12 protein-coding genes are annotated in these 13,896 nt (G+C 44.1%); 8 read left to right on the top strand and 4 right to left on the bottom strand.

Translation table 11 applies throughout. The features are described from left to right. Window positions 1–111: 111 nt before the first annotated feature. The gene (locus tag BBEV_RS08445; RefSeq protein WP_069365068.1) at window positions 112–291 is read right to left on the bottom strand and encodes a hypothetical protein; all 180 of its coding nucleotides are present in this window, start codon (window positions 289–291) and stop codon (window positions 112–114) included. 186 nt (window positions 292–477) lie between these two features. Here BBEV_RS08445 and BBEV_RS08440 point away from each other — a divergent pair, with 186 nt between their 5' ends. Both BBEV_RS08440 and yhfH read left to right on the top strand, forming a co-directional pair. Next, window positions 478–1,377: a chemotaxis protein gene (locus tag BBEV_RS08440; protein ID WP_069365067.1), complete on the top strand. Its 900-nt coding sequence runs from the start codon at window positions 478–480 to the stop codon at window positions 1,375–1,377. Window positions 1,378–1,536: 159 nt separating this feature from the next. Beyond that, window positions 1,537–1,671 (top strand): protein YhfH, encoded by a 135-nt coding sequence (yhfH, locus tag BBEV_RS08435; protein ID WP_069365066.1) that lies wholly within the window; start codon window positions 1,537–1,539, stop codon window positions 1,669–1,671. A gap of 60 nt (window positions 1,672–1,731) precedes the next feature. Here yhfH and BBEV_RS08430 read toward each other — a convergent pair whose 3' ends face one another. Together BBEV_RS08430 and BBEV_RS08425 are read right to left on the bottom strand one after the other, a co-directional pair. Beyond that, window positions 1,732–4,023, bottom strand: a complete 2,292-nt coding sequence (locus tag BBEV_RS08430) for a thiamine pyrophosphate-dependent enzyme (protein ID WP_069365065.1) — start codon at window positions 4,021–4,023, stop codon at window positions 1,732–1,734. Next, window positions 4,023–5,036: a 2-oxoacid:acceptor oxidoreductase family protein gene (locus tag BBEV_RS08425; protein ID WP_069365064.1), complete on the bottom strand. Its 1,014-nt coding sequence runs from the start codon at window positions 5,034–5,036 to the stop codon at window positions 4,023–4,025. The genes BBEV_RS08430 and BBEV_RS08425 overlap by 1 nt, the downstream gene beginning before the upstream one ends. Window positions 5,037–5,320: 284 nt before the next feature. Between BBEV_RS08425 and BBEV_RS08420 the strand changes: the two genes are divergently transcribed. The 3 genes from BBEV_RS08420 to BBEV_RS08410 all read left to right on the top strand — a co-directional run bounded on the left by BBEV_RS08420 (window position 5,321) and on the right by BBEV_RS08410 (window position 7,577). Beyond that, window positions 5,321–5,962, top strand: a complete 642-nt coding sequence (locus BBEV_RS08420; protein ID WP_084007307.1) for an HD domain-containing protein — start codon at window positions 5,321–5,323, stop codon at window positions 5,960–5,962. Between the two features lie 68 nt (window positions 5,963–6,030). Beyond that, complete coding sequence (locus tag BBEV_RS08415) at window positions 6,031–6,549, top strand: type 1 glutamine amidotransferase domain-containing protein (protein WP_069366670.1); 519 nt, start codon at window positions 6,031–6,033, stop codon at window positions 6,547–6,549. Between the two features lie 74 nt (window positions 6,550–6,623). Beyond that, window positions 6,624–7,577, top strand: a complete 954-nt coding sequence (locus BBEV_RS08410; RefSeq protein ID WP_069365062.1) for an alpha/beta hydrolase — start codon at window positions 6,624–6,626, stop codon at window positions 7,575–7,577. Here the strand turns inward: BBEV_RS08410 and BBEV_RS08405 are convergent. After that, window positions 7,526–8,695 carry an MFS transporter gene (locus BBEV_RS08405; protein WP_069365061.1) on the bottom strand — a complete coding sequence of 390 codons (1,170 nt, stop codon included), beginning with the start codon at window positions 8,693–8,695 and terminating at the stop codon, window positions 7,526–7,528. The two genes, BBEV_RS08410 and BBEV_RS08405, sit on opposite strands and share 52 nt — an antisense overlap. Before the next feature lie 160 nt (window positions 8,696–8,855). On the opposite strand from BBEV_RS08405, the gene BBEV_RS08400 reads away from it, so the two are divergent. From BBEV_RS08400 to BBEV_RS08390, 3 genes are all read left to right on the top strand, one after another. Continuing rightward, on the top strand, window positions 8,856–10,160 hold the full coding sequence (locus tag BBEV_RS08400) for an acetamidase/formamidase family protein (protein WP_069365060.1): 1,305 nt from the start codon (window positions 8,856–8,858) through the stop codon (window positions 10,158–10,160). Window positions 10,161–10,352: 192 nt separating this feature from the next. After that, on the top strand, window positions 10,353–12,635 hold the full coding sequence (locus BBEV_RS08395) for a DEAD/DEAH box helicase (RefSeq protein WP_069365059.1): 2,283 nt from the start codon (window positions 10,353–10,355) through the stop codon (window positions 12,633–12,635). Continuing rightward, window positions 12,616–13,887 carry a ribonuclease H-like domain-containing protein gene (locus tag BBEV_RS08390; protein ID WP_069365058.1) on the top strand — a complete coding sequence of 424 codons (1,272 nt, stop codon included), beginning with the start codon at window positions 12,616–12,618 and terminating at the stop codon, window positions 13,885–13,887. Before BBEV_RS08395 ends, BBEV_RS08390 begins: the two co-directional genes overlap by 20 nt. Window positions 13,888–13,896 lie beyond the last annotated feature (9 nt).

Raw genomic sequence — 13,896 nt, 5'->3', positions numbered from 1 at the left:
AACTTGGTATCACACCAAGAAAGTGGCGACAGTCTCAGTTGTATTAATGCTTGACCATGAAGTAAAAAAGAAGGGCAGCTCCAAAATAGAGGCGTGCCCTTCTTTCGTGTTTTACGACTCTCTGATGGAATAATAAATCAATAAACCAAGTGTCACAAATCCAACAATAACAAAGGGCGTTTCAAGAAGAGTCGTAGTGGATTCGCCATTATCCTCTGCGAAAACGACGGTCGTGGGAATCAGAACGAGAAATAACGTCAACAGTAAAGCAGTCTTCAATCGTTCCGTCATGATGCTCGCCTCCTGAATCAAAGTAAATGATGCTGTTTTCATTATAGACAGCTTGGAAATGCAAAAGCAAATGAAAATGCTCTGAAATAAATCTCTGAGAAAGATAGCGGGAGGAACTGATTCGTGATAATGTATGAATAGAAAGAATGAGCAGGATTGCAGATTAAAGCAGTGGAGGGGTAAATAATGACTGAGGAACATAAGGGCATATTGCTTGAAAGTGGGACAAATGAATTAGAAGTGATCATGTTTACGATAGGAACCGGCACCTTCGGGATCAATGTCATGAAGGTACGTGAAATCATACAGCCAACGAATGTTACGCTGATGCCACACACACATCCGCACGTGGAGGGGATTATTCGTCTGCGCGATGAAGTGATACCGGTGATTGATCTTGCCAAAGCGATCGGTTTCTCACCATCTGAAGAAAACAATCAGGACAAATATGTGGTCTCTGAAATGAACAATGTGAAGGTAGCCTTTCACGTCCATGCAGTATCCCGAATACACCGGATTTCCTGGGAACAAATCGAGAAACCGAGTCGATTAAGTGGAGGACTTGAAGATTTGACCATAGGAGTCATTAAAATGGACGAGAACATGATTCTCATGCTGGACTACGAAAAAGTTGTTTACGATATTATGCCAGAAGCGGGGATAACGCCTGCTAAAATGGAAGGCGTTGAAAAGCGGGATCGAAGTGGGAAAAAAATCCTCCTTGCTGAAGATTCTCCAATCTTAAGAAAGTTGCTGAAGGATACGCTGATAGAAGCAGGCTACGATAAACTGATCTTTTCAGACGATGGAAAGGAAGCCTGGGAATATATCACGTCCACAAAAGGCGGCACAAGCATCGATGGTGTAATTACTGATATTGAAATGCCTGCAATGGACGGCCATCATCTGACAAAGCGGATCAAGGAAGACCAGACACTCAGTGAAATCCCAGTGTTGATTTTCTCCTCGCTAATTACCGGAGATTTGTTTCACAAAGGTGAACGGGTTGGTGCAGACGCACAAATCAGTAAACCGGAGATCGGTCAGCTGGTAACCATGCTCGACGACCTGCTGGGTGTAAAGTGATATAGCAATGAACAAACAGCCTCTGAAGCAACAGAGGCTGTTTTTAGATGAGTTATTAACTGATTTTTCAAAAAACCCTCAGTGTTTTATTACAAATGTTGATTATTAAACACTGTTGTATTACAATAGTGATAATAAAGGAAATGGGGGCATGAAACCATGATAATCTCGAGTATTGAATTTTTTGAGAATCTTCCGCCAAAGGAATGTGCCAGCTGTGGTGAAGTTATCGAAGAGATGCATGAATGTTACGGAAATGATTGCCAGTCGTGCGCTGAAGAGAAAGTGTTATAAAAAGTATAAATAGAAGGTGATCCGCCTGATGTTCAGGCCGGATCACCTTTTTGAGTTTTATTAAATAAACGGTGTTTCGTGTTTTACTTTGAGTTTCTTCCAACGACGCTCGACCTCATCGGAGAAGTCATCATAGAGCCCTTTATTTTCTTCTTTCAGAATGTGTTTTGTCTTACCCATGTATCCGAGCCATTCAGAAAGTTCAACACGTTTTTTCTTGGCTTCCGGATCGTAAGTGATATTGGTTTCGCCACGCTCGATTTCATATAACGGGAAGAAGCAGGATTCAACGGCAGCCTTCATGATATTTTCACCGTCACGGTCGTTACTTTTCCAGTTCAGTGGGCATGTAATGAGGATTTTGCCGTAAACAAGTCCTTCATTCTGCGCATACCACTGAGCTTTGGCTGCTTTCTTTATCAGGTCCTGCGGGTAAGCTTCTGTACCTGTAAAAACATAAGGAATGTTCGTGGATGCCATGATCTGAGCGGTATCCTTATGGTGGAACGCTTTACCCTGTTGTTTCTTGCCGACACCGGTTGTACTTGTCATATGACCAATTGGTGTGGAATAAGACATCTGTGAACCTGTGTTCATGTAGCCCTCGTTATCGTACTCAAGGATAATCATTTTGTGATTACGAAGCGCAGTACCGATGGCTGAGCCCATCCCGATATCCATTCCACCATCACCGGTAATCATGACAAAGGTGAAGTCATCATCGATATCAATTTCACCGCGCTCTTTCTTTTCAAAGAAAGCTTCTACAGTACCGGATAACGTAGCCGGGCCACTCTGGAACAGGTTATGAATCATCGTCTGTTTGTGTGAGCTGTGTGGGTATGCAGACGTGACAACATATCCGCAACCAGTATGGAACAAGATGACAGCATCCCCTTCAATTCCTTTGAAGAATAATTCAAGTCCAGGGAAGATTCCGCAACCAGGGCAGGCTCCATGACCGGAAGCGAATCGTTTCGGTTCGGAAGTTAACTGTCTAAGTGGCGGGATGCGCACCTTCAGCTTATTTGTTTCTTCATCTTCTGTGACTTTAATTAAGCCTGAATTGAAATTATCTCCTGTCATCGGTTCAATCACCGGCTGCAACGCAAGATCCTTGTTACCAGGAGTCTGACCATAGTAGTCAAAGTTCTTGACGGAAGAAGCGTCTTCAGTGGCGTCAATGGCCATCTGGAAAAATGCTTCTGCATCGTCCGAGTAGAAGTCTTTTCCACCCATACCGAATACACGGCTCACAACTTTTGTATTGTTATCGAGGTCTTCCTGTAATGCAGACTTCAGCTCATGAGTCAGATTTGCTCCGTTACCGCCGTACGAGTCGGCACGTTCACCGATTAGTACGGTATTCACGCTCTTGAATACTTCGCGAATGTCGTCTGCAGGGAATGGACGAATAATGTTCGGGCTTACAACACCAGCTTTAACGCCTTTTTTACGAAGCTTGTCAACGACATCCTTAGCAGTTTCTGCAGCGGAGTTTAACAGAAAAAGTGCAACTTCAGCGTCTTCCATGCCATAGGTGTCAAGAATATCGTAATTTCGTCCGGAGATTTGCTCATATTCCTTCGCCACGTCTTTGTATACATCGTAAGCTTTGTAAAGCGCTTCAGACTGCTGGAAGTGGTTGTTTGTCAAATCATTGCCGTCCATGTGGGCACCGATTGTCACCGGGTTGTCTTTATCAATGGAAACCGGATAACCTGTTGGTGCTTCACCTACAAAAGACTGAACCGTTTCACGTTCTTTGAACATGTTTACTTTACGTTTTTGGTGTGACGTAAAGAAACCGTCATAAGCTACAATGACCGGCAGACGGACTTCAGAATGCTCAGCAATTTTAAGCGCCATAATGTTCATATCATAAACGGCTTGCGGGGTCCTTGCAGTAAGAATCACCCAGCCTGTATTCAACCCGTAGTACAGGTCGGAGTGGTCACCGCGGATATCGAGTGGGCCACTGACAGCACGAGTCACCAGGTTCAAGACCATCGGAAACCGAAGACCAGATTGAACCGGCAGCTGCTCAATCATATAGAGAAACCCGTTGGCACTTGTCGCATTGAATACACGAGAGCCTGTTGTAGCAGCCCCGAAACAGATCCCGGCAGAGCCGTGTTCACCGTCTGCTGCAATTAATTTGATATCATGCATACCTTTTGAAGCCATCATATCGAGGTACTGAGCAACTTCAGTTGATGGAGTGATTGGGAAGTATCCCATTATATGATAGTTGATTTGTGCTGCAGCCATGGCAGCCATTTCATTACCTGATTCGAATGTCTCTACCTGTTCATTTGATACTTTTGGAACGTTTTCCTCTGTCATTGCCATTATTTCATACCCCCTGCAACGTATGGAAAGTTGTGTTTCACTTGTTTTTCTTCTGCATAGCCTTTCACTTCAGCCAAATCAGCCAATGCGTCAGTCGGACAGGCATCAACGCACTTCAGACACCCTTTACAGTATTGATAGTCAATTCCTTTGAGGAACATTTGCGGTCGGCCTTTTTTGTCTTCGCCCTGTTCCCAGACAAAGCAGTAATCCGGGCAGACCGTGTCGCATGCTGCACAGTGAATACAGGATTCTGCTTTGTATTCTGGAAGGAAACCGATTCTTGAACCGCTCAAATCTTTTTCAATGCTGTTTGCCTGTGCTGTGATGATACCGCCGATCTCTTGTGTTTCATAACCCAGTCGTGGTTGAACACGGGTAAATTCACGGCTTGCAGCATCCTGTGGAGCCTCATACTTTTTGAACTGCACTTCGTTGTATCCGCGATCAAAAGTACGGATGTTTGGTTCCACAAAATGCGGATACTTCTTTTCAAAAGTTTTGCGGATCACGTTACGCATATATTCAGGATCAAGGAAATCAAGGACGCGGTACATTGCACCGAGCATCGCTGTATTGACCTTAGTCTTTTCTTCATTCGCAATTTTAAGCGCATCGACAGCTGCGATCGTGCCGTATTCGACTTTCAAGTCATTACGGATCGTATCGAAATCGCTTTGTGTATTTACAAGCACAACCCCGTCAGCAGTCAGGCCGCTTGTCACATCGACCATTTTATAGAGTGCTTCGTGGAATACACTGATGACATGCGGCTGTTCGATTGGAGCATGGTCACGGATCTCAACATCAGGATCACAAAACCGGATAAATGATTTAACCGGTGAACCTTTTTTTTCCGAACCGTACGATGAAAAATTAGCGCCATTCAATCCAAGCCCCTGTACCCCTGCTTCAGCAAGCATTTTTCCTGCGAGGTTGGCCCCGAGTCCACCGATCGATTCGAGCCGGATCTCAAAAAAGCCAAGCTCGTTCTTTTTTGGTAAAATAGACATTTGATCATTCCCCTTTCAAAATTAAAACATAACTCCCATAGTTGCAGTATAGATAATTCAACCGGGGAACGATATGATTAAAGTCACATAGTCACAAAATGTTCGAAATTTAATCACTGATACACTTATTTCGCAGGTGATAAAAACCACTGGTATATAGGCTTTTAATTGAGGTGAGTTTGTGTAGTACAGCACAATATTAAAAATAGAACAGGTTCACAGCCGCTTCATAATTTGTTTAAAACAGACATCCGTTCACGATGACTAACTGGAGGGAAGATCAGATGAAACAACGAATTGCTGCTGCAGAGGCGTGGGTAAAGGATTTCTTTGTAAACGATTCCACTGGACATGACTGGCCACACACAGACAGAGTAAGAAAACAAGCCGTTCATATTGCTGAAAAAGAAGGAGGGGATCTTGAGCTGACGGAATTAGCAGCCCTTATACATGATGTAGCGGATGATAAATTTCATGAAACTGAAACGGAAGCCATACACTACGTGCATTCCGGACTTGAGGAATTCGGATTTAGCAATAAAGAGATTCGTGATGTACTGAATGTTGTTTCGACGGTATCCTTCAAAGGTGGAAACAACCATCCTCCTCAAAGCCTGGAGGGGAGAATTGTCCAGGATGCAGACCGGCTCGATGCCATTGGTGCAATTGGAATAGCCCGTTGTTTTATGTTTGCAGGAAATAAAGGGGATAAAATGTACGACCCTGATATTCTTCCAAGGGACCAAATGACGAAAGAAGAATATCGGTGTAGTGGGAATACCGCAATTAATCATTTTCATGAGAAGTTGTTAAAATTAAAAGATATGATGCATACGGACACTGCAAGAAGGATTGCAGCCGAGCGCCACCGGTTTATGGAATCTTATCTTCAACAGTTTTACAATGAGTGGGAGAGTTTGAAATAATCCGATTATTTTTTTGTGAAAAAGGGAATTGGACCCAATATGATAAAATAAAAGGAGGGATCGGAATGATGGAACTCGAAGGAAAAAAAGTGTTGACGATTATAGAAGATGATTTCGAAGACTCTGAACTGATTTATCCACATTACCGGATGCAAGAAGCAGGAGCCGATGCATTGATTGCTGGACCTGTCGCAGATAAAGTTTATACTGGAAAGAATGGTGTTCCTGTTAAATCTGACGCCGCATTTCATGAGGTGGAAATCAAAGAATTCGATGCGATTCTTGTACCTGGCGGATGGGCTCCGGATAAACTGAGACGTTATGATGCTGTTCTTGAAATGGTGAAATTCATGATGAATGAGCAGCGGGTCGTTGGACAAATCTGTCATGCAGGATGGGTGCTGGTTTCTGCTGACGTTCTGAATGAGCGCACAGTAACGAGTACGCCAGGCATTAAACATGATATGATCAACGCAGGAGCCACATGGGTTGATGAACCTGTAACAACCGATGGCAACTTGATCTCCAGCCGACGTCCTCCGGATTTACCGGCTTATGGCAGAGCGTTGGTAGAAGCGATCCGCTGATCGTATCGGGTACTCTCATATAATCAGAGAGTACCCTTCTTAGTGAAAAGAATTGAAAAACAGGGGTGCCGCTAATGAAGAATCAGAAAGAACGAATTCGTCAATTCAAAGAACAAATTCCTGAACTGTCTGAGTTATATTCTGAAACAGGCCGTCAACCGATGGAGAAATATTTAGGTGATTATCATTTCGAAACGTCTTTCATAAAACATTACCGAGCGGGTGAAATCAACAGAGAGAATCAAAATCTTTTTGTTCAATGCTTTTATGCGAAAGAACACAAAGGGACGGTGTTTCTGGTTCATGGCTATTTGGATCACAGTGGAGGCTTATCGGTAACGATCAATGAACTGCTGCGTCATGGATATACAGTATTTACCGTTGACCTTCCTGGTCATGGGCTGAGTCAGGGTGAAGAGGGATCGATCCATTCATTCAAAGAATACATAGATGCGGTGGAAGATGCCTATCGAGCCATGCACAGCTATATACCTTCCGGAGAAATCATCGGTTTAGGTCATAGCACGGGTGCAGCAATCTTGTTTCAATCCATAGGACAAAAGCGTATTCGTCTTGACCGGCTTGTAATGGCTGCCCCATTATATTTGCCGTATCAATGGAAGAAAACAAAAGGGATCATTAAAATGCTAAGTCGTATCATGCCGACATCAAAGCGGGCCTTTAAAAGAAATTCTGACGATGAACTATATCATCAGTTCATCACACGAGATCCGCTGCAAGTGCATTATTTGAAAGCAGATTGGTTCTTTGCAATGGCCGATTGGCAGGAAGAAATTCGTTATTCTCCAATAGTCCGGCTGCCTGTCTATTTGATTCAAGGAGAACGGGATACAACTGTGGATGCAAAACGAACGATTTCATTTTACGAACAAAAATGCCGTTACCTTCAGGTGTGTCTGGTTCCTGAGGCACGGCATCAAGTATTGAATGAGCGGCAGGTGTTAAGAGAATTTGTTCACAGACGGATCTTATCTTTCCTTGACGGAACCGATCGTAATTGGCGATAGTAATAAAAGCTGAGAACAAATGCGAGGATCCAGATTAATACGGCAGCAAAGAAAAAAGGCGCCCCAAACCATTCAGCCACTGCTCCTGCAATAAAGGATCCTGATACGACACCCAATGAAAAAGCTGCATAAAAGATCCCGTACGCTTTTCCACGATCTACCTTGGAGGAGGCGTCTGATACAACCCGATTCATGGACGGGAACACCAGAGCAAATCCTCCGCCATAGATAATCATAGCGATAAAAATGATCAAGAATGCCTCAAAAAGTGTCAGGATCAGCATAGATAAACCCACCAGAAAAAGTCCGAGAAAGATCAGGCGCATCGGATCCTGACGATCAAACAATCGGTTTACCGGTGTGAGAAAGATCAGTAAAGCAGTGACTCCGTAAACGCTCAATAGCAAACCGGTTGTCGCAGAATCCATACCGATGCTTTCGACTTTCAATGGTAAAGCAAATGCCAATGTGCCGTTACCGATCATCAATGCATAAGCTGACAAGGATGCCTGAATGATCTTTGGTTCTGTGATCAAAACACCAAAATCTCTGACATTTACCTTTCCACGTTCAACAGTGATAAATGATTCTTCAACTGTTCGCATAACTAGAAACGCTGTCATGATAAAGATTGCCGATATAATAACGAAAACCCATTCGATTTCACCTCGGGCAGCAACAGCCCCCCCAAATGCAGGTCCTGAAATTGCTGCAAAGCCGATACTGCCTCCAGTAAAGGCCATTGCTCTGCCCCGGCCCTCGCGTCTTGTTTTATCTCCTACATATGCAAATGCAGCAGGAATTAATGCGCCACCTGCCAATCCATGGATTAAGCGAATGAAAAATAATTGTTCACTATTTTGTGCTATTGGATACAAAAGCAGTATGGCAGATACCAGAAACATACTGATCAGAAGCAGTTTTTTCCTGCCGAAACGGTCGATCCAGTGACCTGCAAAGATATTACCAATCATATTGGACAAGGAATACACTGCGATGATGGCACCTGTCATCAGATTGGTCGCTCCTAAAGAAACAGCGTATGGCGTAATAATCGGCAGCTGAACAAAAGTGTCCAAAAAAGCTACCATAATCATAAAGTATAATACGACACTCATAACCAACCCCCACTTTCATCTTTTTCATCATACCTTGAAAAGTTTCTGCAGGTAAAGGAGAATAACCGTAAAATCGGACACATGCGGGTTACAAACGTTCTCAAAAAGGGAAGGTTCATTAATGTAAGCGCTTACGAAAATGAGGGGGAGGGATTGGGTTATGAAAGGTAAAGAAACAGTTTTTGTAAATGAATTTACAGATGGGATTCTTGATCCAGGAAAAGAGATGCTCGGGCCTGTGAAAGACGGAGGCTATATCATGGCAAACACAACTCCGGGTTGCTGGGGACCGATGATTACACCTTGTTTAAAAGGGGGGCATGAAGTAACAAAACCAGTGTACGTTGAAGGTGCTGAAATTGGGGATTCGATTGCCATCCGAATTAAATCCATACGCATTACGTCCTTAGCCACGGCTTCAGGCAATGATGCACCGGTGGATGGCAGGTTTCTTGGAGACCCCTTTGTAGCAGTGCAATGTCCGGATTGTGGTAAAATGAACCCCGATACTGTGATCAAAGGAATCGGCCAAGAAGCAATCCGTTGTTCAAACTGTGGAGCGGATGTGACACCGTTTCGGTTCACTAATGCTTATACAATCGCGTTTAACGACAAAAAGACTGTCGGGATTACTTTGGATCAGGCTGGTGCTGAAACCATCGCGAAAGACGGGAAAGCGTATATGGCCACACCGGAACATTCGATTCAGAATCCGATTGTCACGTTTGCCCCTCATGATATGGTCGGTACCATAGCGAGGTTGCGACCGTTTCTTGGACAATTGGGCACAACCCCGTCACGTCCAATTCCGGATTCACATAATGCGGGTGATTTCGGCTCGTTTCTGATTGATGCTCCGCATGACTACGCCTTAACGAAAGAAGAACTTGAGGATCGTACAGATGGTCACATGGACATCAACCGGGCCCGTGAAGGAGCGATTGTCATTGCACCGGTAAAAGTACCAGGGGGTGGAATTTATTTGGGTGACATGCATGCCATGCAGGGTGATGGAGAAATTGCAGGGCATACGACTGATGTGTCCGGCATTGTAACCTTGCAAGTCAGTGTCATCAAAGGGTTACACATGGAAGGACCGTTGATTATTCCTGTGGAAGAAGATTTACCTTACCTGGCTAAACCAATAAGCAAAGCGGAGCGGAAACAGGCAGAGCAACTGCACGTCAGATGGAATGTTCAACAGAAGTTGGAGAAAGCTTTACCCCTTTCTTTTGTCGGAACTGGAGCAACTCTGAACGAAGCAACAACCAATGGTTTGGAGCGTGCGGCGATATTAATGGGTACAAGTGTTCCTGAAATTATGAATCGGGCAACCATCACTGGAGCAATCGAGATTGGGCGTAATCCAGGTGTGATCACGGTAACTTGTCTGATCCCGCTACACTATCTTGAAAAGATGAAATTAAAGCACCTTACAATTGAGCAGTACGGGGAACCGCAGTGAAATGCTGAAATCATTCATAAGGATTGAGTCAAACCTTGTCATCATAGAAAATCCGGACAGATTATCTTCATCATGTCCGGATTTTTCATGTGAACGTCAATGGATTAGGCCTAGATTTCATTGAATTATAAAAAGTGGTAGGAATGCAAACGCATATTCGTTATAATAAAGGGAGGAAGCAGGTGATGAAGAATGTTTGAAAAACAACAGCTGGAACATAAAGTTGCCACATTAAAACAGGATCCGAATGTGGTGCATTGGCAAACGATTCCTGAAAAAGAGGGGGTTTACTCACCTTTTCCTGATGGTCTTCATGAAGATGTGATCAAGGCTTTGGCGAAGAGAGGAATTGAAGAGCTCTATCGTCATCAGGCTCATGCATTTCAAACGGCTATCGAAGATCATCATCATATGGTAGCCGTCACACCAACAGCTTCCGGGAAGACGTTATGCTACAATTTGCCTGTTCTTCATCGATATATGGAAAACTCAAATGCCCGTGCGCTCTATTTGTTTCCGACTAAAGCACTGGCGCAGGACCAAATGAGCGAATTGAATCATATTATAGAAGATATGGAAACCGAGATTCGGAGTTACACTTATGACGGTGATACACCACCTGCCATTCGTCAAACCATTCGTAAAGCGGGCCATATTGTGATCACGAATCCGGATATGCTTCATTCGGCAATTTTACCGCATCATACAAAATGGATCTCACTCTTCGAGAATCTTGAAACAGTCGTGATAGATGAACTGCATACATATCGAGGCGTCTTCGGCTCTCACGTAGCGAATGTTATCCGGCGATTGAAGCGGATATGCGCTTATTACGGAAGTAACCCACAGTTCATTTGTACATCTGCAACGATAGCCAATCCCGTTGAATTGGCGGAAGAACTAACAGGGGAGCATGTTCAACTGATAGATAACAACGGTGCACCAAAAGGAAGGAAGCATTTTGTCCTTTATAATCCGCCGATCGTTCACCCTGTTTTGAACATTCGTAAAAGTGCGACTAAAATGGTCAATGAACTGGCAGCATATTTTTTGAAAGATGGTATTCAAACAATAGTGTTTGCCAGAAGCCGTGTCAGGGTCGAATTGATTCTCAGTCATCTTCAGCAATTGACGAAACATGATATCCGAAAGGGGAAGATCCGTGGTTACCGGGGAGGCTATTTGCCCAGTCAAAGAAGAGAAATTGAGCGTGATCTCAGAAGTGGTGATACGATCGGTGTAGTAAGCACGAATGCACTCGAACTTGGTGTCGATATCGGACAGCTTCAAGTTTGCGTCATGACCGGATACCCTGGCTCGATTGCATCATCCTGGCAACAGGCAGGACGTGCAGGAAGGCGACAGGATGAGTCCCTGGTGATTATGGTGGCGAGCGCTTCTCCGTTGGATCAATATTTGTTTATGCACCCTGATTATTTTTTTGAACATTCTCCGGAAACGGCAAGAATCAACAAAAATAATCTGATCATTCTCGTAGACCACCTGAAATGCGCTGCTTATGAGCTACCATTTCAAACAGAAGAGCAATTTGACGGTGTTGATGTCACGGATATTCTCGATTACCTTATTGAGAAGAGGGTACTTTTTAAGAGTCGTCATCAATATCACTGGATGAACGACGCTTTTCCGGCGCATAATATTTCTCTTCGGTCGGCGGCACAGGAAAATGTGGTCATCATCGATCAATCGGAAACGGCCAATCACCGTGTAATCGGCGAAATGGATACATTCAGTGCGATGACACTTCTGCATGATGAAGCTATTTATTTGCATGAAGGTACTCAGTTTCAAGTTGAGAAACTGGATTGGGATGAAAAAAAGGCATTTGTCACTGAAGTGGATGTTGATTATTTCACGGATGCCAATCTTGCTGTGCAATTGAAGGTGCTGGAAGTCGATCAGGAGAAACCGATGGGGGCACATCGCTCAGTCTATGGAGATGTGATGGTAACCGCGATGGCAACCATCTTCAAAAAAATGAAGCTGGATTCCTTTGAAAATATTGGATCGGGCCCGATTCATCTTCCGGAGCAGGAACTGCATACGAATGGGATTGCGCTTCATCTTAAACAAGAAGCACTGGGTGACCTGTCTGAAGATGCCTGGGAACAAGTACTCGGAAGCGCCGCGCATGTTCTCAGACACGTTGCTTCCGTTCATGTCATGTGTGATACTGCCGACCTTTATACGGCACCACAGGTGAAAGAGGCGTTAACAGGAACACCCACCGTATTTTTATATGATCGTTATCCAGGCGGCGTGGGTTTAAGTGAGCGGATTTATCAGCAACTTCCGGAAGTGGTTGAGAAAGCACTCGATTTTGTTTATCACTGTTCATGCGAAGGGGGATGTCCTACTTGTTGCGGGGAAGGTGCCGGCTCGCAGGAAGTACCGATGAAAGTATGGATATTGAAGGTATTCAGCAGCCTGCTTAATGATCAGGACACCGTCTGACGGAGGTGAACGTCCAAAGATGAATCTGAAAGCCAAATTAAAGCAGATGAAATCTCATTTAGAGGAAGTGGAACACGTTATCGACACTGAAAGTCATCGGAGGGATGACGATAAACAAGATGAAATTCAGGAATCATTCAAACAGCTGGGATTCCATCCATTTTATTTTGAAGGTGAAACAGCCTATCGAAAAAAGATTGTTTATCCTTTCTCAGACGGAGAGAGAGATTTGTTTCAACAATTGCATTTGATGACTGAGTACTGGGGAGAATCGATGGGTTCTCATCCGCTTTCCACCTCAGGGAGATCACCGGAAGAACTCTTGTTTTTTGATACGGAAACGACAGGTTTGTCTCACGGAGCAGGCAACAGGATCTTTTTGATCGGCTATGCAAGAGTACGCCGTGAGGGCATGGAAGTCACCCAGCATCTTTTGAAGGATCCAGGTCATGAAACAGCATTTCTGACTGGTTTTCTCGACGAATTAAACAGAAGTGATTACATTGTCAGTTATAATGGCAAGTCATTTGATTGGCCCCAAGTGAAATCCCGACATGCCCTTCTTCAAGCAATGCTTCCATCTCTACCTGAAACAGGGCATATCGATCTGTTGCATGCAGCAAGACGTCTTTGGAAAGATGAACTGCCATCGTGCAGATTGGCAGTTGTTGAAGAGGAGAAACTGGGAATCACCCGCGTCGATGATGTTCCCGGGAGAATGGCACCCATTTTGTACCAGGAATATTTGTTTGATCAGCACCCCCATGCTTTAAAAGGAATCATCGAACATAATGATCAGGATGTGCGAACGCTCGTGCGTCTCTACCTTGAAATTACGGAGCGTTATCTAGGCGGTCATAGGCCAATGACATGGAAGGAGCATCTAGGCGCAGCGAAATGGGCTGAACAGGTTTCTCAGTATGAGTTGGCCGAATTGCATTATACGAAAACGATACAGTCCGAAGACGTATCTGCGGAAGTGTATTATCATCATGGTCAATTGATGAAAAAGTTAAAACGGTATGATGAAGCAAAGCACTGTCTTCTTAAAGCGACCCATGCAAAAAGTGAAGTTTCATTGAAGGCATCACTTGAACTTGCCAAACTTTTTGAGCATCAGTTAAAGGAGCCATGTAAAGCATTGCAGCTCATTCTCGGATATGAAGAAGTAGATCAGGAACATTTGTTTCGTAAACATGAAATACAAAAACGGATCGGAAGACTGGAGAAAAAATGTCGCGGATTTCATTAAGGAGTTGAA

The sequence above is a fragment of the Salisediminibacterium beveridgei genome, assembly GCF_001721685.1.
Classification (GTDB): domain Bacteria; phylum Bacillota; class Bacilli; order Bacillales; family Salisediminibacteriaceae; genus Salisediminibacterium; species Salisediminibacterium beveridgei.
The sequence above is the reverse complement of the archived record's forward strand: the minus strand, read 5'-3'. Positions and strand labels throughout refer to the sequence as shown.